The 22,014-nt window shown below is 70.1% G+C and carries 20 protein-coding genes and 2 tRNA genes; 17 read left to right on the top strand and 5 right to left on the bottom strand.

Translation table 11 applies throughout. From position 1 onward, the window contains the following. The 4 genes from V7026_RS06485 to V7026_RS06500 form a co-directional block, all read left to right on the top strand. Positions 1–1,538 (top strand): monovalent cation/H+ antiporter subunit D (locus V7026_RS06485; protein WP_334154549.1); only part of this gene is annotated, 1,538 nt, incomplete at its 5' end. Further along, on the top strand, positions 1,535–2,113 hold the full coding sequence (locus V7026_RS06490; protein WP_334154550.1) for a Na+/H+ antiporter subunit E: 579 nt from the start codon (positions 1,535–1,537) through the stop codon (positions 2,111–2,113). The genes V7026_RS06485 and V7026_RS06490, both read left to right, overlap by 4 nt. Beyond that, positions 2,110–2,391, top strand: coding sequence for a K+/H+ antiporter subunit F (locus V7026_RS06495; protein WP_334154551.1), 282 nt, complete (start codon positions 2,110–2,112; stop codon positions 2,389–2,391). The genes V7026_RS06490 and V7026_RS06495 overlap by 4 nt, the downstream gene beginning before the upstream one ends. 13 nt (positions 2,392–2,404) lie before the next feature. Beyond that, positions 2,405–2,752 carry a Na+/H+ antiporter subunit G gene (locus tag V7026_RS06500; protein ID WP_334154552.1) on the top strand — a complete coding sequence of 116 codons (348 nt, stop codon included), beginning with the start codon at positions 2,405–2,407 and terminating at the stop codon, positions 2,750–2,752. 30 nt (positions 2,753–2,782) lie between these two features. Here the strand turns inward: V7026_RS06500 and V7026_RS06505 are convergent, their stop codons facing one another. The 3 genes from V7026_RS06505 to earP all read right to left on the bottom strand — a co-directional run bounded on the left by V7026_RS06505 (position 2,783) and on the right by earP (position 5,589). Further along, positions 2,783–3,712, bottom strand: a complete 930-nt coding sequence (locus tag V7026_RS06505) for a TIGR00730 family Rossman fold protein (RefSeq protein ID WP_334154553.1) — start codon at positions 3,710–3,712, stop codon at positions 2,783–2,785. Between the two features lie 96 nt (positions 3,713–3,808). Further along, complete coding sequence (efp, locus tag V7026_RS06510; RefSeq protein WP_068607450.1) at positions 3,809–4,363, bottom strand: elongation factor P; 555 nt, start codon at positions 4,361–4,363, stop codon at positions 3,809–3,811. Beyond that, entirely contained in the window at positions 4,360–5,589 is a 1,230-nt protein-coding gene (gene earP, locus V7026_RS06515; protein ID WP_334154554.1) for an elongation factor P maturation arginine rhamnosyltransferase EarP, read from the bottom strand. Before earP ends, efp begins: the two co-directional genes overlap by 4 nt. On the opposite strand from earP, the gene V7026_RS06520 reads away from it, so the two are divergent. From V7026_RS06520 to V7026_RS06575, 12 genes are all read left to right on the top strand, one after another. After that, positions 5,588–7,594, top strand: coding sequence for an excinuclease ABC subunit UvrC (locus V7026_RS06520; protein WP_334154555.1), 2,007 nt, complete (start codon positions 5,588–5,590; stop codon positions 7,592–7,594). The genes earP and V7026_RS06520 overlap by 2 nt on opposite strands. Before the next feature lie 19 nt (positions 7,595–7,613). Further along, entirely contained in the window at positions 7,614–8,180 is a 567-nt protein-coding gene (pgsA, locus tag V7026_RS06525) for a CDP-diacylglycerol--glycerol-3-phosphate 3-phosphatidyltransferase (protein WP_334154556.1), read from the top strand. After that, a complete protein-coding gene (locus V7026_RS06530; protein ID WP_334154557.1) occupies positions 8,177–9,070 on the top strand; it encodes a DMT family transporter in 894 nt (297 codons plus the stop codon). Before pgsA ends, V7026_RS06530 begins: the two co-directional genes overlap by 4 nt. A gap of 38 nt (positions 9,071–9,108) precedes the next feature. Beyond that, a complete protein-coding gene (locus tag V7026_RS06535) occupies positions 9,109–10,239 on the top strand; it encodes a tartrate dehydrogenase (RefSeq protein ID WP_334154558.1) in 1,131 nt (376 codons plus the stop codon). A gap of 77 nt (positions 10,240–10,316) precedes the next feature. Further along, a complete protein-coding gene (locus tag V7026_RS06540) occupies positions 10,317–10,592 on the top strand; it encodes an HU family DNA-binding protein (RefSeq protein WP_334154559.1) in 276 nt (91 codons plus the stop codon). A gap of 43 nt (positions 10,593–10,635) precedes the next feature. Continuing rightward, positions 10,636–10,711: transfer RNA gene (locus tag V7026_RS06545), tRNA-Val, on the top strand. Between the two features lie 23 nt (positions 10,712–10,734). Next, positions 10,735–12,636 (top strand): SurA N-terminal domain-containing protein, encoded by a 1,902-nt coding sequence (locus V7026_RS06550; RefSeq protein ID WP_334154560.1) that lies wholly within the window; start codon positions 10,735–10,737, stop codon positions 12,634–12,636. A gap of 53 nt (positions 12,637–12,689) precedes the next feature. Beyond that, positions 12,690–12,765 (top strand) — tRNA-His (locus V7026_RS06555). A gap of 102 nt (positions 12,766–12,867) precedes the next feature. Next, on the top strand, positions 12,868–13,614 hold the full coding sequence (locus V7026_RS06560) for an ABC transporter ATP-binding protein (RefSeq protein WP_334154561.1): 747 nt from the start codon (positions 12,868–12,870) through the stop codon (positions 13,612–13,614). A gap of 9 nt (positions 13,615–13,623) precedes the next feature. Further along, positions 13,624–15,996 carry an ABC transporter permease gene (locus V7026_RS06565; protein ID WP_334154562.1) on the top strand — a complete coding sequence of 791 codons (2,373 nt, stop codon included), beginning with the start codon at positions 13,624–13,626 and terminating at the stop codon, positions 15,994–15,996. Next, the gene (locus tag V7026_RS06570; RefSeq protein ID WP_334154563.1) at positions 15,993–17,219 is read left to right on the top strand and encodes an efflux RND transporter periplasmic adaptor subunit; all 1,227 of its coding nucleotides are present in this window, start codon (positions 15,993–15,995) and stop codon (positions 17,217–17,219) included. The genes V7026_RS06565 and V7026_RS06570 overlap by 4 nt, the downstream gene beginning before the upstream one ends. A gap of 67 nt (positions 17,220–17,286) precedes the next feature. Next, on the top strand, positions 17,287–18,390 hold the full coding sequence (locus V7026_RS06575) for an NDP-sugar synthase (RefSeq protein ID WP_334154564.1): 1,104 nt from the start codon (positions 17,287–17,289) through the stop codon (positions 18,388–18,390). Between the two features lie 93 nt (positions 18,391–18,483). On the opposite strand, the gene V7026_RS06580 is transcribed toward V7026_RS06575, so the two are convergent. Beyond that, a complete protein-coding gene (locus V7026_RS06580; RefSeq protein WP_334154565.1) occupies positions 18,484–19,872 on the bottom strand; it encodes a sodium:solute symporter family transporter in 1,389 nt (462 codons plus the stop codon). A 142-nt stretch (positions 19,873–20,014) separates the two neighbouring features. Next, positions 20,015–21,007 carry an NADPH:quinone oxidoreductase family protein gene (locus V7026_RS06585; RefSeq protein WP_334154566.1) on the bottom strand — a complete coding sequence of 331 codons (993 nt, stop codon included), beginning with the start codon at positions 21,005–21,007 and terminating at the stop codon, positions 20,015–20,017. 116 nt (positions 21,008–21,123) lie between these two features. Here V7026_RS06585 and surE point away from each other — a divergent pair. Beyond that, a partial coding sequence (gene surE / locus V7026_RS06590; protein ID WP_443082322.1) for a 5'/3'-nucleotidase SurE occupies positions 21,124–22,014 on the top strand: 891 nt, incomplete at its 3' end.

Genomic DNA, 22,014 nt, shown 5'->3' on the forward strand with positions numbered 1-22,014 from the left:
AAGGCGGGCGGGCCGCTTGGCGGCGGCGCCTCAGCCTGGCGTCGGCGCTGCTGGGGTTGGCCCTGGCCGCGGCCCTGGTGGGCCGGGCCAGCGGGGGCGAGCTGACCGTCTATGAGCTGGGCGAGTGGCCGGCGCCGTTTGGCATCGTGCTGGTGCTGGACCGCCTGTCGGCGCTTATGGTGCTGCTGACCTATCTGGTGGCGGTCCCGGTGCTTTGGTACGCCTGCGGGGGTTGGGATACGCGCGGGCGGCATTTCCACGCCATTTTCCATTTCCAGCTCATGGGGCTCGGCGGGGCGTTCCTCACGGGCGACCTGTTCAACCTGTTCGTTTTTTTCGAGGTGCTGCTGATCGCGTCCTACGTGCTGATGCTGCACGGCCTGGGGCGCGAGCGCTTGCGCATGGGGGTGCACTATGTGGTGCTCAACCTGACGGCGTCGGCGCTGTTTTTGATCGGGTTGGCCATGTTCTACTCGGTCACCGGCACGCTCAACATGGCCGATGCCGCCCTGCACGTGGCGCGGTTGGACGGCGCATCGCTGCGGCTGGCACAGTCCGCCGCTCTGATCCTGCTGGTGGTGTTCGGTCTGAAGGCGGCGCTCGTGCCGCTGTACTTCTGGCTGCCGGGGACGTACGCCGCGGCCAGCGCCCCCGTGGCGGCGCTGTTTGCCATCATGACCAAGGTGGGGGTCTACAGCATCGTGCGCGTCCATTGGGTGATTTTTGGGGTCGATGCCGGCGCCGCGTCGCTGACCGTGCAACCCTGGCTGCTGCCCGTGGCGCTGCTGACCAGTGTCCTTGGGGTGTTGGGCGCGCTGGCGGCACACACCCTGGGGCGGCTGGTCGCGTACCTGACCGTGTCCTCGGTGGGCACGATCGTTGCGGGGGTGGCCCTGTTCACGCCGGAGACCTTGTCCGCGGCGATGTACTACCTGCTGCACAGCACCGTCGTCATCGCCGGGCTGTTTTTGTTCGTGGAACTGGCCGCGGCGCAGCGCGGGGCCGTGCACGACCGGCTGCAGCCAGCCCCCGCGGTGCGCGAGCCCGTGCTGCTCGGCGTCATGATGCTGTTCGGCGCGGCGTCGGCGGCGGGGCTTCCACCGCTGCCCGGTTTTTTGGGCAAGGTGATGCTGCTGCAAAGCACGGCGGGACTGCCCGCGCAGCCCTGGGTGTGGAGCGTGCTGATCGGGGTGGGTTTTCTGACTCTGTTGGGGCTGGCCCGCGCCGGTGTCGTCATGTTCTGGCATGTGCAGCCCGCGGTGGAACCGCAGGCGTCCGGCACCAGCACCCGCTTGCTGGCCGCCCCGTGGGCCTTCATGGCCGTGACCGTGGCCATGGCCGTCTGGGCCGCACCCATCAAGGACTACACCGACGCCCTGGCCCAGCAGTTGACCGACAAGGCCCGCTACGCCAGCGCTGTCCTGGCCCGCCAGGGCGGCGTGGGCGTGCCCACCACGCGGCCCTATGACGGCCGCCGCCCGGCCGCGCCGAGCAGCCCGGCGGCACCGCCGACCGATGCACAGGAGAGCCGGCCATGAGCGCCATCCCCCGTGAACCGACCCGCCCCGGCACGCCGCCCACTGGCTGGCGGGTGCTGCTCCCCCATCCGGTGCTGTCGTTGCAGCTCGGCTTGACCTGGCTGATGCTGTCCCACAGCCTGGCGCTGGTGCACCTGTTGTCGGCGCTGGCGCTCGCCTGGGGCGTGCCACGCCTGCTCGCCCCCTATCTGGGCGATGCGAGCCGCCTGCATTGGCCCTCGGTGGTGCGCCTGCTGCTCGTGGTGTTGTGGGACATCGTGGTATCCAATATCACGGTGGCCCGGCTGACGCTCGGGTCGATGCAGCGGCCGCGTCCCGCGTGGTTGCGCGTGCCGTTGGCCACCGACCATCCGCGCGTCAATGCGCTGTTTGCCAGCATCATCACCACCACACCGGGGACCGTTTCCATGACCATCGACGAAGATCGGCGCGAAATCCTGGTCCACGCCCTCAATTGCGACGATTCGCAGGCGATGGTGGCCGACATGAAGGCCCGCTACGAGGCGCCGCTGATGCGGATTTTTCGGGTCGATCTCGACAGCCCGCACGGTGTGCGGACGGGAGGGCGGGCATGAGCAGTCCATTACTCCTGTGGGCACTCAACATCGGCCTCGTCGTCGTGGCGCTGTCGGTACTGCTGTGCAGTTGGCGCCTGCTGCGCGGGCCCGAGTTGCCCGACCGCATCCTGGCGCTCGACACCCTCTACATGGGGATGGTCGCGTTGATCATCCTGCTCGACATCCGCTTCGACACCGAGTTGCTGTTCGAGGCGGCGCTAACCGTGGCCATGCTGGGGTTCGTCTCGACCGTGGCGCTGGCGCGCTATGTCACCCGGGGTGACGTGATCGAGTGAGAGGTGGCCGAATATGAGCGTCGTACTGGAAAACCTGGCCGCGGTGCTGATCCTGGTCGCGTCGTTTTTTCTGCTCGTCGGGGCGATCGGGTTGATCCGCTTTCCCGACTTCTACATGCGGCTGCACGCCCCCACCAAAGCCTCCACGCTGGGCGTAGGTGGGGTGTTGATCGCGTCCATGCTGGTCACACTGGCGCACGGCCGGCCTGGCATCGCGGAGCTGCTGATCACGCTGTTCGTGTTCGTGACGGCGCCGGTGTCCGCCAACCTGATGGCCCAGGCCGCGCTACACATGCGCCTGGCGTCCCAGGCGCCCGTCCCGCGCGACGCCGTGCCGGAGCGCCGCGTGGCAGACCGCTGACGCGGGCGCGCCCCGCGCGAGCCGTCCCGCTCAAGCCGTGGGGGTGCCGTCCACCGGGCAGGCCTCGGGCAGGCCGTAGAAGTGGCGAATGCCCTCCCAAGCCGCCTCGGGCGTGTCCACATAGGTGAACAGATCCAGATCCTCGGGCGAGATGACGCCCTCGTCGACCATGGCGTCGAAGTCGATCAGTCGCTTCCAGTAAGCGCTGCCGTACAGGAACACCGGCACCGGCTTGGCCTTGCGGGTCTGCACCAGGGTCAGCACCTCGAACAGCTCGTCCAGCGTGCCGAAGCCGCCGGGGAAGGCCACCAGCGCCTTCGCGCGCATCAAAAAGTGCATCTTGCGCAGCGCGAAGTAGTGGAATTTGAAGCACAGCTCCCGGCTGATGTAGGGGTTGGGGGCTTGTTCGTGCGGCAGCAGGATGTTGAGCCCGACGCTGGGCGCGCCGAGGTCATGCGCGCCGCGGTTGGCCGCTTCCATGATGCCAGGCCCACCACCCGTGACGATGTAGAGCTGGTCCGCCTTGGGGCAGGATTGGCTGTAGGCCGCCACCAGTTGGGCAAAGCGCCGCGCCTCGTCGTAAAAACGGGCGTTGCGTCGCAGCGCCTCGGCACGGCGGATCGCTTCCGGGTCGCCACTGACCTGCGCCCGGCGCCACGCGGCGTCGGCTTCGGCCGGTTCGCGAAAGCGCGCGCTGCCAAACACGACGATGGTGTTTTCGATGCCAGCGTCGGCCTGCGCCAGATCGGGCTTGAGCAACTCGAGCTGGAAGCGAATGCCGCGCGTCTCGCGCCGCAGCAGGAACTCCGGGTCGGCGAACGCCAGCCGGTAGGCGTCGCGCGGCGGGCGTGTGCCGTCTTCGGACAGCAGGTGCATCTCGACGATGGCATCGGCCAGCCGGCGGGTTTGCAAGTCGTGGATATTGTCCGGATGCGTGGGGGCGGTGGCGTCGTCGTGCATGATCGCGGGTGCTCCAGGCGTGAAAAAGGCCCCGGGCGGGGCCTGTTGGATTCCGGGGGTGTCGGCAAATTCCGGCGCCCGGTCGGCGTGGCGATATCAGACGCGCTTGCGGTACTCGCCGGTGCGCGTGTCGATTTCGATCTTGTCGCCTTGCTCGACGAAGATCGGCACCATGACCTCGAAGCCGGTGGCGATCTTGGCGGGCTTGAGCACCTTGCCCGAGGTGTCGCCCTTGACGGCCGGCTCGGTCCAGGTGACTTCTCGCACCAGCGACGTCGGCAGTTCCACCGAGATGGCCTTGCCTTCGTAGAACACCACCTCGGCGGCCATGCCGTCCTCCAGGTAGTTGAGCGCGTCGCCCATGTTCTCGGCCTCGACCTCGTACTGGTTGTACTCGGTGTCCATCCAGACGTACATCGGGTCGGCGAAGTAGGAGTAGGTGCACTCCTTCTTGTCGAGAATGATGTTGTCGATCTTGTCGTCCGCCTTGAAGACGACCTCGGTGGCGCTGTTGTTGAGCAGCGCCTTGAGCTTCATGCGCACGGTGGCGGCGCCGCGGCCGCCGCGCTGGTATTCGGTCTTGAGGACGATCATCGGGTCCTTGCCCTGCATGATCACGTTGCCGGCGCGGATTTCTTGGGCGAGTTTCATGGTACCTCTGGCGGGGGTGATTCGACTGACGAACCCCACATTGTACCGCGGCGGCCGTGCACGAAAGCCAGCAGCCGCGTCAACAGGTCGTCCTGTGCCCACAGGCGGTCGCGGGCGGCGCGGGCGGTGACCTGCCATTGGGCCAGGCGCTCGGTGGTCAGGGCGGGGGGGTCGACCCCGGGGGTTCCGTTCCACGCCCGCAGCCAGGCCTGCCAGTCCGGCGGGGCGTCCAGCCAGGCCAGAAAGGCCTCCAGCTTGTCGTGGTGGGCGCCATCGTCCTGCGGGTAGAGCTGCCACAGGAACGCGCGACCGGCCCACAGGGCGCGCACCAGGGAGTCCTCCCCGCGCACCAGGTTGAGGTCGCACGCCCACAGGCGCTCGTCGAAGCTGGGCTGGGACACGCTCTCGAGCACGCGCACCGCGGCGCCGCTCGGCAGGGGCGGAGCCAGGGCGGCCCAGGCCGCGGCGCTGCGACCGGCTGCGACCAGCCATTGCGCGGTGGCCAAGGCCGGTTGGGCGACCAGCCGGGGCAGGGCGCTCGGCTCGTAGCAAAACAAGCTGACCCAGGGGCTGTCGTGGGGTCCGCAGGCCGCGCGCCAAGCCTGCGCGTCGAAGTGGGCCTGGCGTCGCGCCAGGTCCGCCTCGCGCAGCAGTCCGCCGGTGTCGGGCGCGAAGCCGGGAAAGAAAAACCATTTGGTGCGCCCTGCCAAGGGGCCGCTGAGCACGGGTGAGGGCAGGCCGTGGCTGCGCGCGACCCACGGTTCGGCGCTGAGGTATTCCAGATTTAGCCAGACAGAGGGCCGTCCGTCGCGGCCTGCGGGCGGCAGCAGCGCCGCCACCCAGGCGTCGGGCACATGGCACCCAAAGGCCTCCACCAGCACGTCTGCCGGGGGCAGGGACGGGGGCGGGCAGTCAGCCCGGCCGCGCGGCCACGGGTGGATCTGCACACAGGGCACTTGCCCGGCGCGCGCGCCGGGGGCCATCCAGTCCAGCGCATCGGCGTCGTCGATCCACAGCCGCACCCGCTGACCCGCCGTGGCGAGTTGCTGGCACAGGCGCCAGCAGACGCCCACATCGCCCCAGTTGTCGATGACATGGCAAAACACGTCCCAGGTCAGTGGGGGAGGGGCCGCGTTCAGCGAACGCGGGGCGGCGGGCGCGGTACAGTGCGCGCTGTCGCGGCCCCCGGTGGCCGGCGCGGTGGAGTGCAAGACGGGATCGGACATGTCAGCAGTGCATTCGGACGAGTTGTTGCGCGCGGTGGCGGCCTTGCCGTCGCTGCCGGGCGTGTACCGGTATTTCGACGAGGCCGGCACGCTGCTCTACGTGGGCAAAGCGCGCGATCTGAAAAAGCGCGTCAGCAGCTACTTCCAGAAAACCCATGACGGCACGCGCATCGGCCACATGGTCGGCAAGATCGCCCGGCTGGAGACCACGGTGGTGCGCTCCGAGGCGGAGGCGCTGCTGCTGGAAAACAACCTGATCAAGACCCAGCAGCCGCGCTACAACATTCTGTTTCGCGACGACAAGAGCTACCCCTACCTGCGCCTGAGCGCGAGCACCTGGGTGCCCGATGCGCCCCAGGCAGGGCGCACCCCAGGCGCCGCCAACCCCGACCATTATCCGCGCATGTCGTACTACCGCGGGGCGGTGGATCGGCGCCACCAATACTTTGGTCCCTATCCCAGCGCCTGGGCGGTGAAGGAGACGATCCAACTCCTGCAAAAGGTGTTTCGCCTGCGCACCTGCGAGGACACGGTGTTTGGGCACCGGACCCGGCCCTGCCTGCTCTACCAGATCAAGCGCTGCAGCGGCCCGTGCGTGGGCTTGGTGTCGCCCGCGGACTACGCGGCCGATGTGCGCGCGGCCAGCGCCTTTCTGAACGGCGAGAGCCAGGCCGTGCTGGCGGAGCTGGAGGCGCGCATGTTTGCCCATGCCGAGCGGCTGGCGTTCGAGCAGGCGGCCGAGGTGCGCAACCAGATCGCGGCTTTGTCGCGCGTGCTGCATCAGCAGAGCATGGAAAGTCTGGACGACCAGGACGTGGACATCCTGGCTGTGCGTGTGCAGGGTGGGCGGGCGTGCGTCAACCTGGCCATGGTGCGCGGCGGCCGCCACCTGGGGGATCGGCCCGCCTTTCCGGCGCATGTGGAGGACGGTGCGGCGTTGGCCGATCCGGATCAGCCCGGCACGGTGGAGCAGCGCGTGCTGGAGGCCTTTTTGGCCCAGCACTACACCCAGGTGCCGCCCCCGCCCGTGCTGGTGCTGGGGGCGCCGGTGGACGAGGCGCTGCTGGCGGCCCTGTCCGAGCAGACCGGGGTGCGGCTGCGGCCCGTTTTCCATCCGCGCGAGCAGCGCCGGCTGTGGCTGGAGATGGCGCAGAAAAACGCCGATTTGCAATTGGCGCGCCTGCTCGCGGAAGAAGGCTCGCAGCAGGCGCGCACCCGCGCCCTGGCCGAGGCATTGGGCCTGCCCGCCGAGTCGCCCGAGGCCCTGGCGCGCCTGCGCATCGAGTGCTTCGACATCTCGCACACCGCGGGCGAGGCGACCATGGCATCGTGCGTGGTGTTCGAGGGCCACCAGATGCAGCCCTCGCAATACCGGCGTTACGCCATCGAGGGCATCACCCCCGGCGACGACTATGCCGCCATGCGCCAGGTGCTGCAGCGCCGCTATGGCAGGCTGGCCGCCGCGCTGGCGGACGCCGGCGGGGACGCGGGCGTGGCCGTGGCGGAGTCGGATGCGCAGGGAGCGGTCCGCTCCCGTGGTGAGGCCCAGGTCCGTCTGCCCGACGTCGTGCTCATCGACGGCGGTGTGGGCCAGGTCAACGTGGCGCGCGAGGTGTTCGGCGCCCTGGGCCTGGACCTGGGCCGCCTGGTCGGCGTGGAAAAGGGCGAGGGCCGCAAGGTCGGGCTGGAGGAGCTGGTGTTTGCCGACGGGCGGGAGAAGATCTACCTGGGCGCCGACTCCGCCGCGCTGATGCTGGTGGCACAGATTCGCGACGAGGCGCACCGGTTTGCGATCACCGGCATGCGGGCGCGCCGCGCCAAGGCCCGCACGGGGGGCAGCCGGCTGGAGGACATTCCTGGCGTCGGCCCCAAAAAGCGCGCTCGCCTGCTGGCGCGGTTTGGCGGGGTGCGGGGGGTCGCGGCGGCCAGTGTGGAGGATTTGGCTGCGGTGGAGGGAATTTCCGCCGAACTGGCCGAGACCATCTACCGTGTCCTGCACGGATAAGGACGCATAATCGAACGCCATGTTTTTCAACCTGCCGACGCTGCTGACCTGGGCCCGCATCGCCGCGATCCCGCTCATCGTGGTGGTGTTCCACTGGCCCGGGTTGACGCTGCCGGCGCAAAACGCACTGGCCACCGTGCTGTTCGTGGTGTTTGCGCTGACCGACTGGGCCGACGGCTATCTGGCGCGGCGGCTCAACCAGACGTCGGCCTTCGGTGCCTTTTTGGATCCGGTGGCGGACAAATTTTTGGTCTGCGCTTGCGTGCTAGAGCTGGTCAGCCTGGACCGTGTCCATGTGTTCGTCGCGCTCATCATCATCGGGCGCGAGATCGCCATCTCGGCGCTGCGGGAATGGATGGCCACCATCGGCGCGGTGCGCAGCGTGGCCGTGCACATGGTGGGCAAGGCCAAGACGGCCACGCAGATGGTGGCCATTCCGTTTTTGCTGTACGACGGGGTGCTGATGGGCGTCGATACGCGCTGGTGGGGCACGGTGCTGATCTGGGCCGCTGCGGTGCTGACGGTGTGGTCCATGGCGTACTACCTGAACAAGGCCGTCCCGGAGATTCGTGCCCGCGCCCGATGACCTCCGCCGACGACTCCCCCTGGATCCGCGCCATGCCCGCGGTGTTCGTGCTGATCTGGAGCACGGGCTTCATCGTCGCGCGCTTCGGCATGCCGCACGCACCGCCGATGACCTTCCTCGCATGGCGCTACGCGCTGTCGATCGCCTGCTTCGGGGTGTGGATCGCGTTGGCCCGCGTGGCGTGGCCGCGCACGCCGGCGCAATGGGGGCACCTGGCCGTCACCGGCGTCCTGATGCACGCGGGCTACTTGGGCGGCGTGTGGGCGGCCGTCAAGGCCGGCATGGGCGCGGGGCTGTCGGCGTTGATCGTCGGGTTGCAGCCAGTGCTGACGGCGGTGTGGCTGTCCGCCACCGGCGGGCGCGTCACGGCACGCCAGTGGTTGGGGCTGACGCTGGGCTTGGCCGGGCTGGTGCTGGTGGTGGGGCACAAGTTCGGCCACGGCGGCCCCGGCGACAGCGCCACGCCGGTGAATCTCGCGTTCGCGGCGGCGGCGCTGCTGTCCATCACCGCCGGCACGCTGTACCAAAAGCGCTTTCTGGCCCCTTGCGACGTGCGCACCGCCAACACCGTGCAGCTGGCCGCCGCTCTGCTGGTGACGCTGCCGCTGGCGTGGCTGGAGCGCGAGCCGATGCGCTGGAACCTGGAGTCGGCCGGTGCGATGGCGTGGTCGGTGCTGGGCCTGACGCTGGGCGGCAGTTCGCTGCTGTACCTGCTGATCCAGCGCGGCGCGGCCGCATCGGTGGCGAGCCTCATGTACCTGGTGCCGCCGTGCACGGCGCTGATCGCCTGGGTGCTGTTCGGCGAGCCGATCACCGCCACGACGCTGACCGGCACGGCGCTGACTGCCCTGGGCGTGGCGCTGGTGGTGCGCGGCGGTCCGCCGCGCTGAACCGTCGCGCCGAGACCATCGACCAAGGAGACCGCTTGATGACCGCCTCGCCCATCCCCGCCCCGGTGCACCGCATCGCCGTCATCCCCGGCGACGGCATCGGCACCGAGGTCATGCCCGAGGGCCTGCGTGTACTGGAGGCCGCGGCCAGCCGCTTCGGCCTCGACCTGCGCTTCGAGACCTTCGACTTCGCCTGCTGGCCGTACTACGAGCGCCACGGCGCCATGCTGCCGCCCGACTGGCAGGACCTCCTCGGCGGGTTCGACGCGATCTACTTCGGCGCGGTCGGCTGGCCCGAGAAGATTCCCGACCACGTCTCGCTGTGGGGCTCGCTGTTGCAGTTTCGCCGCGCGTTCGACCAGTATGTCAACCTGCGCCCGGCGCGGCTGATGCCGGGGGTGCGCTCGCCGCTGGTGCGCGCCGACGGCACGCCGTACGCGCCCGGCGAGATCGACATGCTGATCGTGCGCGAGAACACCGAAGGCGAGTACTCCAGCATTGGCGGGCGCATGTTCGAGGGCACCGAGCGCGAGCTGGTGGTGCAGGAGACGGTGATGACGCGCCACGGCGTGGATCGCGTGCTGCGCTTCGCGTTCGAGCAGGCGCGCCGCCGCCGCGGCCGCCTGACCAGCGCCACCAAGTCCAACGGCATCGCGATCACGATGCCGTACTGGGACGAGCGCGTGCGCGCGATGGCGGCGGGCTACCCGGACGTGGCGGTGGACCAGTACCACATCGACATCCTGACCGCGCACTTCGTGCAGCGGCCCAACCGCTTCGACGTCGTCGTGGCCAGCAACCTGTTCGGCGACATCCTGAGCGACCTGGCGCCGGCCTGCACCGGCACGATCGGCATCGCGCCGTCGGCCAACCTGAACCCGGAGCGGCGCTTTCCGTCGCTGTTCGAGCCGGTGCACGGCTCGGCGCCGGACATCGCCGGCCGCGGCATCGCCAACCCGATCGGGCAGATCTGGTCCGGCGCGCTGATGCTGGACTTCCTGGGCCACCGCGAGGCGCACGACGCCATCGTGCGCGCGATCGAGGCGGCGCTGGCGCCCGGCAGCGGTGCGCCGCGCACGCCGGACCTGGGCGGGCGCGCCGGCACCGCCGACCTCGGCCGCGCCATCGCCGAGGCGCTGCGGGCCGAGGCGCTGTGCGCCGGGGCATGAAACGGCGTGGGTAGAATACGCCCCTTTTTCGCGCCGGTGGGCCGTCGCGTCCGCCGGATTTGGAGAGAGTCTTGCACATGAACAAAGCACAGCTGATCGATCACATGGCAGAGCGGGCGGACTTGACCAAACAGGAGGCGGCGCGCGCGCTCGACGCCTTCCTGGCCACGGTCTCGGACACGCTGGCCCGCGGCGGCGACGTCACGCTGGTAGGGTTTGGCACCTTCCAGGTGGATGAACGCGCGGCCCGCAAGGGGCGCAACCCCAAGACGGGGGAAGTGGTCGATATCGCTGCGGCTAAAATGCCAAAATTCCGTCCGGGCAAGGCGCTCAAAGACGCCGTCAACGGATGACCGCTCCGGCTGCCGGATCCGTGGTCCTGGCAGTCACCGGATCGGGTGCTTAGCTCAGCTGGTAGAGCGGCGCCCTTACAAGGCGTAGGTCGGCGGTTCGATCCCGTCAGCACCCACCAACCCTTCCCGAAGCGCGCAGGTCATGTTCGACGTCTTTCGCAACAACATGAAGGTGCTCATGGCCCTGCTCATGTTGTTGATCATCCCCTCATTCGTCTTCTTCGGTATCGAGGGTTACACCCGGTTTCGCGATCAGTCCGAGCCCGTGGCCCGGGTGGGCGGCGAACGCGTCACCCGCACCGAATGGGACGCCGCCCACCGGCGCGAGGTCGAGCGCCTGGCAGCGTCGATGCCCGGGGTGGACCGCGCCCTCCTGGAGAGCGAGGACAGCCGGCGCGCGACCTTGGAACGTCTGGTCACCGAACGGGTGCTGGCGCGCGCCGTGCAGGACATGCGGCTGCTGGCCACCGACCGTCGGCTGGCGGCCGAGCTGCTGCGCGACCCGACGATCGCCGGCCTGCGCAAGCCAGATGGCACCCTGGATGTGCAACGCTACCAGGACCTGCTGCGCGCCCAGGGCATGACGGCCGAGCAGTTCGAGGCGAGCGTGCGCGCCGACCTCGCGCGCCGCGCGGTCACCCAGGCGGTGGCGGACAGCGCCTTCATGCCCAAAGCCTCGGCCGAGTGGGCCGCACAGGCGTTTTTCGAGCGGCGCGAAGTCGCGCCGGCGTTCTTCCGGCCAGCGGATCACGCGTCCGCCATCCAGGTGTCGGATGCCGACCTCAAGGCGTTCTACGACGAACATGCGGATGAATTCCGCACGCCCGAGCAGGCGGACATCGAATACGTGGTCCTGGATCCCCAGGCCGTCGCCGCGCGCATCACCCCCAGCGAAGCCGAACTGCGCGACTACTATCGGCAAAACGTGGCCGACACCTCGCGCGCCGAGCAGCGTCGCGCGTCCCATATCCTGCTGCTGCTTCCGCCCGGTGCCTCTGCCGACGAAAAGGCCCGTGTCCGTGCCGAGGCCGAGCAGATCCTGGCCGAGGTGCGCCGCGATCCCAAGCGGTTTGTCGAGCTGGCCCGCACCCGCTCGCAAGACCCGGGTTCGGCTGCCAAGGGCGGCGACCTGGATTGGTTTGGCCGTGGCGCGATGGTCAAGCCCTTCGAGGATGCGGTCTTTGCGCTGCAGAAGGGGCAGATCTCCGACATCGTGGAGAGCGAGTTCGGTCTGCACATCATCCGGCTCACCGACGTGCGCCAGCCCGAGGCCGAGCCGTTCGAGAAGGCCCGCCCCCGCATCGAGGCCGAGGTGCGCCGCCAGCTCGCGCAGCGGCGGTTTGCCGAGGACGCGGAGCGCTTCAGCAATCTGGTGTACGAACAGTCCGACACCCTGGCACCGGCCGCCCAGGCCCTGGGTCTGACGGTGCGCCGCGCGACGGTCGAGCGCACCGGTCCGGTCGGGGCCGCGGCCGATGCGCTGCTGCGCGAGCCGGCGCTGCTGCGCGCCGTCTTCAACGAAGAGGCCCTGGGCCAGAAGCGCAACAGCGCGGCGATCGAATTGGGCGGCAACCGGTTGCTGTCCGTGCGCGTGTTGGCGCACCGGCCGTCCGAGCGTCGGCCGTTCGAGGCCGTGGCGTCCGAGGTGCGCCAGCGGCTGGTTCAGCAACGCGCCCGCGCGGCGGCTCTGGAGGCCGCCCGTGCCGCCCAGGCCCAATGGTCCGCCCAGACCCCGGCCGCATCGGCACTGCGCACGCCGGTGCTGGTGTCGCGCCAGGACGCCCAGGGCCTGCCGCCGGCGGCCGTGCGCGCGGCCATGAGCGCCCGGCTGGAAGGCGACGCCCCCGCGTGGGTGATGGTCGATCTGGGGGCCGACGGTGCGGCCGTGCTGCGCGTGCGGCGCGGCCCCCCGCGCGAGGCCCCCGATGCGGTGCGTCTGCTCAACGAACGACAAGAACTCGCCCGGCTGTGGGGCGAGGGCGAGGCCCAGGCCTGCCTGGGGGCCTTGCGGCAGCGCTACAAGGCCGAGATCCTGGTCAAGTGAGCGGTGCGAGGGGGAAGCCCCTCCAAAACGGCGATATAATGTCATCTTCTGCGGTGGCTGTAGCTCAGTTGGTAGAGTCCCAGATTGTGATTCTGGTTGTCGTGGGTTCGAGTCCCATCAGCCACCCCACCCCCATTTGACGATCGTCAAATGCCCACGCGGTGAAGCGGTCGCCGGTGCGCGTGCGCCCCGGGCAGCGTGAGATGATGACCATCTCACATGTAGCCGCCCATGTCTTCCTCCCTCTGCTCTGACGCCGATCCTGCGGCGGTTTTCGTTGCGCGCGGACTGTCCAAGGTCTATGGCAGCGGCGAGGCCGCGGTGCATGCTCTGCGCGGCGTGGATCTGGACATCTGGCAGGGCGAGTTCGTCGTGCTGCTGGGGGCCTCGGGCAGCGGCAAATCGACGCTGCTCAACATCCTGGGTGGGCTGGACACCCCCACCGCGGGGCAAGCCACCTGGTTCCATGCCGGGCAGGCGCACGACCTGGCGCAGGCCGACGACGCGGCCCTGACGGCCTATCGGCGCGATCATGTCGGCTTCGTCTTTCAGTTCTACAACCTGATCCCCAGCCTGACCGCGCGGGAGAACGTGCAGTTGGTCACGGATCTGGTGGCCCATCCCATGGACCCTGCCGAGGCCCTGGCGCGGGTGGGGTTGGGGCACCGGCTGGACCACTTCGTCTCGCAACTGTCCGGGGGTGAGCAGCAGCGGGTGGCCATCGCTCGCGCGATTGCCAAGCGCCCGGCCGTGCTGCTTTGTGACGAGCCCACGGGTGCGCTGGACTGCGCCACCGGTGTGCGCGTGCTGGAGGCCATCGAAGCCGTCAACCGATCTCTGGGCACCACCACAGTGGTGATCACCCACAACGCCCCCATCGCCGCGATGGCCGATCGGGTGCTGCGGCTGGTGGATGGGCGCATCGTGGACGTGCAGCCCAATCCGCACAAGGTGCCGGCGCGCGACCTGCGCTGGTAGTCGGGGGGGATGGTGCGGGCCCTGGACATCAAGCTCTGGCGCGATCTGCGGCAGCTCTGGGCCCAGGTGTTGACGATTGCCGTCGTCGTGGCGATCGGGGTGGCGGGCTTCGTGGGCATGTTTGCCGTCTACGACTCGCTGTTGTCCTCGCGGGACGCCTTCTACCGCGACAACCGCTTTGCCGATGTGTTCGTCGCGGTCAAGCGCGCGCCGCTGGCGGTGCGCGACCGGCTGGCCGCCGTGCCCGGGGTGGCCGAGGTGAAGACCGAGGTGGTGTTCGATGCCCAGGTGGATCTGCCCGGGGTCGCGGCGCCGGTGTCCGGGCGCTTCGTGGGGCTGGATCTGGCGCGTGCCCAGCAGGGGCGCCAGGGGCTCAATGCGCTGACGCTGCTGTCCGGCCGCTGGCCCGAGGCGGGCGGTCCGCTGGAGGCAGTGGTGACCGACCGGTTTGCTGTGGCGCGCGGCTTGCGCCCCGGCGACGTGGCCCATGCCATCCTGGCCGGCCGCCGCGAGGCGGTGCGCATCGTCGGCACGGTGGCGACGCCGGAGTATGTGTTTGCGATGCGCGGCGACATGCCGGATGACGAGTCGTTCGGGGTCTGGTGGATCGACGACGAGCGCATGGCGCGGGCGTTCGACATGACGGGCGCGTTCAATCGCGCCGCGCTTCGGCTGCACCCCGGCGCGGCGCCGGCCCCGGTGATTGCGCAGGTCGATCATCTGCTGGCGCGGTTTGGTGCGCTCGGCGCCACGGGCCGCGACTTGCAGATGTCGCACAAGATCGTCACCGACGAGCTGTCGCAGCTGCGTGTGATGGGGACGGTGCTGCCGGGCATCTTTCTGGCGGTGGCGATGTTCATTCTGAACGTCGTGCTGCACCGGCAGGTCACCACCCAGCGGGCGCAGATCGCGTCGCTCAAGGCCTTGGGGTACGCCAACGCCGCCATCGCCCGGCACTATGTGCGCTTTGCGCTGGTGATCGCGCTGCTGGGCGTGGCGCTGGGGCTGCTGGGCAGCCAGGCCATCGGCCGGCTGATGCTGTGGGTGTATGCCGAGGTGTTCCGCTTTGGCCACCTGGCGTATGCGACGGCCCCGTGGTTGATCGTGACGGCCGCGCTGATCGCGGTGCTGTGCGCGACCCTGGGGGCGTGGACGGCGATCCGCACCGTGGTGCGGCTGCAGCCGGCTCAGGCCATGCAGCCCCCCGTGCCGGCGGGCTATCGCCCGACCCTGATCGAGCGCCTGGGCTATGGCCGCCATGTCACGGCGGCGGCGCGCATGGTGGTGCGCAACGTGGAGCGCCGGCCCCTGCGTGCCGGCCTGACGGTACTGGGCATTGCCGCGGCGGTGGCGCTGCAGATTTCCGGGGCGTTCTGGCTGGATGCGATCGCGCACATCGTGGATGTGCAGTTTCGGCAGGTGCAGCAGGGGGACGTGTGGGTGGACTTCGATCGGCCCATGCCGGCGACCGTGGTGAACGATCTGCGCCGGCTGCCCGGCGTGATCGATGCCGAGGGCTATCGCAACGAGCCCGTGCGCCTGCAGGCGGGTGCGCGGCGCGTCGATACGGTGCTGTCCGCCCTGCCCGCGCATGGCCGGCTGCTGCGCGTGGTCGACGAGGCACGCGGGCCGCTGACCCTGCCCGCGCAGGGGGCGGTGGCCTCGGCCTTGCTGGCGCGCGAGCTGGGCTTGCGCCCGGGCGACCGGGTCACGGTGGCGTTTCGGCTGTGGAACCGGCGTGTCGTGGAGGTGGAAATCGTCGACATCGTGCACACCCAGTTCGGCAAAGCCTTGTACATGGAGCTGGCGGCGCTCAACCGGCTGGCACGTGACGGCGACGGCGTCACCCATGCCGCCCTGCACGCCGATCTGGCGCAGCGCGAGGCCCTGTGGCAGGCGGTCAAATCGGCCCCCTTCATCAGCGCGGTGGTGGACAAGGATGCCGTGGTGCGCGCCTTCAACGCCCGCACCGAGCGCAACATGGGTGTCTTCAGCGGCATCCTGACCGCGTTTGCCGTGGCGATGGCGGTGGGCATCATTTACAACGCCGCGCGCATCGCGCTGTCGGAGCGGGCGTGGGAGCTGGCCAGCCTGCGCGTGCTGGGCATGACGCGGCGGGAGGTGTCGGTGCTGCTGCTGGCCGAACTGGCGGTGGAGCTGCTGCTCGCCCTGCCGGTGGGGGCGGCGCTGGGCTGGATGCTAGCGCATCTGCTGATGCGGCTGATGTCGTCGGACACCATCGATTTTCCGGTCGTGATCGCGCCGGCGACGTATGCCGGGGCGGCGCTGGTGGTGCTCGCCGCGGGTGTGGTCAGCGCCTGGCTGGTGCGCCGGCACATCGACCGGCTGGATCTGGTCGCGGTTTTGAAGGTGAGGGAATGAACGAGACACCGACACGGTCGCCCTGGGGGCGACGCGCAGCCATCGCGGCTGGGGTGCTGGGGGTGGCTGTGCTGGGGGCGTGGGTGCTGCAGCCGCGCCCGCTGGTGGTCGACGTGGCCACCGTGCAGGAGGGCCGCTTCGAGCAGACGGTGCAGGAGGACGGCCGGCTGCGGCCCGTGCAGCGCTACACCGTCGCGGCGCCCTTGCAGGGGCGCCTGGAGCGCCCGACGCTCGACGTGGGCACGGATGTGCGCGCCGGCGACGTGCTGGCGGTGCTCCATCCGACGGCGCCGGCGCTGATCGATGCACGCACGCGCGCCGTGCTGCAGCAGCGCGTGGGCGCGGGGGAGGCTGCGCTGGCCGCGGCCGACGCGCAGGGGCAGCGGGCCCAGCTGGCCCTCGATCAGGCGCGCGCCGATCTGCAACGCATGCGCGATTTGGCGCAACAGCGCTTTGTCGCGCCATCGGCTGCGGAGCAGGCTGAGCGCAGCGAGCGCGCGGCCGCCCAGGCCTTGGCCGCCGCCGAGGCGGAGCGCCAGCGCGCGCGCTACGCCGTGGCCGAGGCGCGGGCCGCGCTGGCCCAGGCGGACGGCGGCGCGCCGGGGCGCCCTTGGCCGGTGCGCAGCCCCGTGGGCGGGCGCATCCTCAAGCGCCATGTGGACAGCGCGGTGCCGGTCAATGTCGGTCAGGCGTTGTTCGAGATCGCCGATCTGGCACAACTGGAGGCGGTGGTCGATGTGCTGTCCGCCGACGCCCTGCGCATCGCGGTGGGGGCGCCCGCCACGGTGTCGGTGGGGCCCGCCGTACCCCCGTTGACCGCCCGGGTCGCCCGGATCGATCCGACGGCCTTCACCAAAGTGTCCGCGCTGGGTGTGGAGGAGCAGCGTGTGCCGGTCGTCCTGGCTTTGGAGGGCCCGCCCGCCGAGGCGATTCTGGGGGATGGCTACCGGGTCGAGGCACGCATCGTCGTCTCGGCGCAGGAGCGGGTCACGCTGGTCCCCACCGGGGCGCTGGTGCGCGAGGGCGCGGGCTGGCAGGTGCTGGTCGTGGAAGGCGGGCGCGCCGTCGCGCGCCGTGTGGCGTTGCGCGATCGCAACGCCGACCTGGCCTGGATCACGGACGGTGTATGCGCCGGCGACACCGTGGTGTTGTATCCGGGACAACTGGTGCGCGATGGGCAACGGCTCCGTCCCCGCGCGGCGCCGGGGCAAGTATCGGGCTGAGTGCGCTGCTGCCCCCCCACTCCGGGCTGGCACAATTCACGCACCCTGATTGCTGTCAAGACATCGAATGGCCAAAGGCATGATCCTCGCCGCGGGGCAGGGCACCCGCGTGCGTCCGCTGACCAAAGACCTGCCCAAACCGATGGTGCCCATCCTGGACAAGCCGGTGATGGAGTACCTGGTGGAGCGGCTGGCCGCGCACGGCGTGCGCCAGATCATGGTCAACGTGGCCTGGAACCACCACAAGATCGAGCAGTACTTCCGCGACGGGCGCCGCTGGGGCGTGGAGATCGGCTACTCGTACGAGGGCGTCTACGAGCACGGCGACATCCTGCCGCGGCCGCTGGGCTCGGCCGGCGGCATGAAGCGCATCCAGGACATGAGCGGCTTCTTCGACGAGACCACGATCGTGCTCTGTGGCGATGCGCTGGTCGACCTGGACGTCGGCGCCGCGCTGGCCGAGCACCGCGCCAGGGGGGCGCTGGCCAGCGTGGTGACGCTGCCGGTGCCGCGCGAGCAGGTCGGCAACTACGGCATCGTGGTGGCCGACGAGGACGGGCGCGTGGTCTCGTTCCAGGAAAAGCCCCGGCCGGAGGAGGCGCGCTCGAATCTGGCCAGCACCGGCATCTACATCTTCGAACCGGCGGTGCTGGAGTTGGTGCCGTCCGGCAAGGTGTTCGACATCGGCGCCGAGCTGTTTCCGCTGCTGGTGGAGCGCGGCCTGCCGTTTTACGCGCAGAGCCGACCGTTCCACTGGATCGACATCGGGCGCGTCAGCGACTACTGGTCGGTGCTGCAGCGCGTGCTCAGCGGCGAGATCGCCGATCTGCGTATGCCCGGCACCGAAGTGTGCCCGGGCGTGTGGGTCGGGCTCAACACCCGCATCGACCTCGACCGCGTGCAGATCACCGGGCCGGTCTACCTGGGCTCCAGCGTGCGGCTGGAGGAGGGCTGCTCGATCGTCGGCCCGGCGTGGATCGGCCACGGCAGCCACCTGCGCGCCGGCTCGCGCGTGGAGCGCAGCGTGCTGTTCGAGTACACCCGCATCGGCGCTGGCATGCTGTTTCAGGACATGATCGTCTCGCCAAGCTACTGCGTGGATCGGTACGGCCGCGCCACCTACGTCGGCGACGACCGCTGCCCGCTGCGCTGGGGCGACGCGCGCGCCTGAGGCGCATACGGGCGCAGCGGCAAGTCGGTCACGCACGGCCGCCTCGGTGCGCGGCGCCAGCGGTGATGTGGGCAGGGGCGTGGCGGGCGGCCGTCAGCGCGCGGCGTCGGCCGTGCGCAGCGGCGCCAACCACGCCAGCGTCAGCGTCGCCGCGGTGGAGGCGATCAGCGCCCCGGCGAACGGCGCCAGCGTCGGCACGTTGGCCGGGAAGGTGGCGGCGAGCAGGCCCTCCCAGAGGCTGCCGGCGGCCCAGGCGTCAGGCAGCACGGCGCCGACCAGCCCGGCCGCCATGCCGACCAACGCCGCGTGGCGCGGCGTGCGTCGCCACAGCCCCAGCAGCAGCGGCACCACCGCGGTGGCGCACAGCAGGTCGGCCACCAGGAACAGCCGTAGCACTGACAGGCCCTGCCAGGCTACGGCGATTACCGGCACCATCAGCAGCACGGTGACCCAGCGTGCGCTGGCCAGCGATGTTTGGCGGCGCTGCGTCACCAGCAGGGCGGCGATACCGTTTTGCAGCGTGTCCACCGACGACGCCACCAGGGCCACCGCCAGCGCGAGCACCGGTGCGACGACCCAGCCCGGCGCCTGCTGCACCAGGGCAAAAAACGGCACCGGTGGCGTTCCCAACGGCAGGCCTTGCTGAGCCGCGAGCATCCCCAAGCCCCCGACCAGCGCGATGGCGGCGGCGGTCGTTACGGCGCCCAGCCACGCGCCGCGGTGCAACGCGCGCTCGCTGTGGGCGGCCCAGATGCGCTGCCAGTAGCCCTGGTGGAACAGGTTGGCCGCGGTGACGGCGATGACCAAGGTGAGGGCCACGGACAAGCCCACGGGCAGCGGTGCGGAGGCCGGAGCCGAGGGTGCAGCCGCGTTGGGTGTCGGGGCATGGGCGACCGCCGTCCCCACGACGGCCAGCAGCGCCAGCAGCAACCACGCCTGCCAGCGATCGGTGGCCAGACTGGCGCGCAGCCCGCCCCAGGCGGTGTAAATCAGCGTGACGGCCGCCACGGCCAGCACTGCCCAGCGCCCATCCTGCCCTGTGAGCAATGCCACGATGCCGCCGATGGCGGTCAGCTCCGCGGTCAGAAAACACAGCATGTACAGCAGCGACAGCACCAGCACCCAGCCGCGCGCCGCGCCCCCGAAGCGCTCACCGGCATACTCGGTCAGGCTGCGCCCAGCGGGCATCCGGCGCCGGATGGCCGGGCCGCACCACGCCAGGACCAAGAACGGCAGCGCCGCCCCGATGGCATAGCCGGCCAGTGCCACCGGGCCGACGAAGGCGCCGATCTCCGGCGGCACGAACAAAATCCACGCGCCCAGCCCCGAGGCCAGAAAGGACAGGCCCAGGGTGGTCGCGGACTGGGTGCCGCGGGCGGTCAGGTATTCGTCGAGGGTGGTGTCTGCCGAGCGGGCCCGCAAACCCACCCACAAAAAGGCGAGCAAGGCCCCGCCCGCCGTGGCGATCGGCAACGCATTCATGTCGCACTTCCTCCGCCGGTACGAACCGGATCAGGTTCCAGGGTCTGGACGTCGGCCCCCATGGCCCACGCCCACTCTCAGCCCATTGCGCACCGGTCACGGCGGGTCGGGGCTCCCCTGGCGACGTTTGAAAACCGCGATTTTAGTGCGCGTTGCGCAGCACCACCTTGCCCATCACCCGGCGCGATGCCATCAGCGCGTACGCTTGGGGCAACTGTTCCATGGGCAGCACGCGGTCGATCACGGGCTTGATGTGGCCCTGCAGATACCACTGCGCCAGCGTCTGCAGCATCGCGGCGTTGGCTTGGGGTTCGCGGCGGGCGAAGTCACCCCAGAACACGCCCACCAGCGATGCGCCCTTGAGCAGCGGCAGGTTCAGCGGCAGTTGCGGGATGGGGCCCGCCGCGAAGCCGACCACCAGATAGCGGCCCCGCCAGGCAATCGAGCGGAAGGCGGGCTCGGCCAACTCGCCGCCAACCGGGTCGTAGATCACATCCGGCCCCCGGCCTTCGGTCAGCCGCTTGACCTCGTCGCGAAAGCTCCCGCCGGCCGCATGCACTGAGTAGTCGAGCGTCGCATCGGCACCCACGCGCTGGGCCAGGGCGCATTTTTCGACACTGGAGGCGGCGGCGATGACCCGAGCGCCGTGGTGCTTGGCGATCTGGATGGCCGCAGTGCCCACGCCCCCCGCCGCGCCGAGTACCAGTACCGTCTCGCCCGGCTGCAGCGCCGCCCGGTCGATCAGGGCGTGGTAGGACGTGGCATAGGTCATGATGAACGCCGCGGCGTCCGTCAGGTCGAACGCCGCGGGCAGCGGGATGCACCGTTCGGCCGGCGCCAGGGCGTGGGTGCCAAACCCCCCGGTGCCGTTGAGGCAGGCGATCCGCTGGCCCGGCTGCAGGTGCGTCACGCCCGGGCCGACGGCACGGAGAGTCCCGGCGTACTCCGATCCCGGCACGAACGGCAGCGGTGGCTTGAACTGGTACTTGTTCTGAACGATCAGCAGATCGGGGAAGTTGAGACTCGCGGCCGCGATCTCGACCAGCACCTCGCCCGGGCCAGGGGTCGGGGTCGGCAGTTCCTTCCAAGTCAGGGCGTCGACGCCCACGGGGTCTTCGCACAGCCAGGCGCGCATCCGGTGTCTCCTCGGGGTGATGTGTGGTTTTGTTCGGGGACCCGCGGCATCATAGGCGCGGGCGCGGCCCAGGGGTGTCACCGGCGTTGCGGTCGTGCCGCCTACAATCCTTCGGCATGAGGATCCTGCTCTCCAACGACGACGGCTACCAGGCACCGGGCATCGTGGCGTTGGCCCGCGCGCTGTCTGCGTTTGCCGACGTCGAGGTCGTGGCGCCCGAGCACAACAACAGCGCCAAGTCCAACGCGCTCACGCTCAATGCGCCGCTGTATTTGCACCGCGCTTCCCCCGGGGTGCGTTATGTCAACGGGACCCCGGCCGACTGCGTGCACATCGCGCTCACGGGGCTGCTGGACTACCGCCCCGACCTGGTCGTCTCCGGCATCAACAACGGGGCCAACATGGGCGACGACACGATCTACTCCGGGACGGTGGGCGCGGCCATGGAGGGCTATCTGTTCGGCATCCCGGGCATCGCGTTTTCTCTGACGGAAAAGGGCTGGGCCCATCTGGATACCGCCGCTGCCCTGGCCGCGGATCTGGTGCGGGCTTTGCAGCCGGCGGCCGAGGCCCATCGCCGCGCCATGGCCGATGCCGCACCCGATGCCGCCCATCCCGGGCCGTGGCTGCTCAACGTCAACATCCCCAGCCTGCCGCGCGAGGCGATCCGAGGCTTCAAGGTCGCTCGCCTGGGGCGCCGCCATGCGGCCGAGCCGGTGATCACCCAGGTCAATCCGCGTGGCGAGACCATGTACTGGATCGGCGCAGCCGGCCCCGCCAAGGACGATGCCGAAGGCACCGATTTTCACGCGACGCGCCAGGGCTATGCGTCGATCACGCCGCTGCAGATCGATCTGACCGACCATGGCAGGCTGGCCTACTGGGCGCAGACCGCCGCGGCTTTGTCCGCTGTGGCCGGCGCCGGGGCGCGCGGGACACCGGCTGGTGCCCATACGCTTCATACCTCCGATCCCCCCCAGGCACACCACCCAGACCATCGCCCATGG

The organism is Tepidimonas sp., from assembly GCF_036825565.1.
Taxonomy (GTDB): Bacteria; Pseudomonadota; Gammaproteobacteria; order Burkholderiales; family Burkholderiaceae_C; genus Tepidimonas.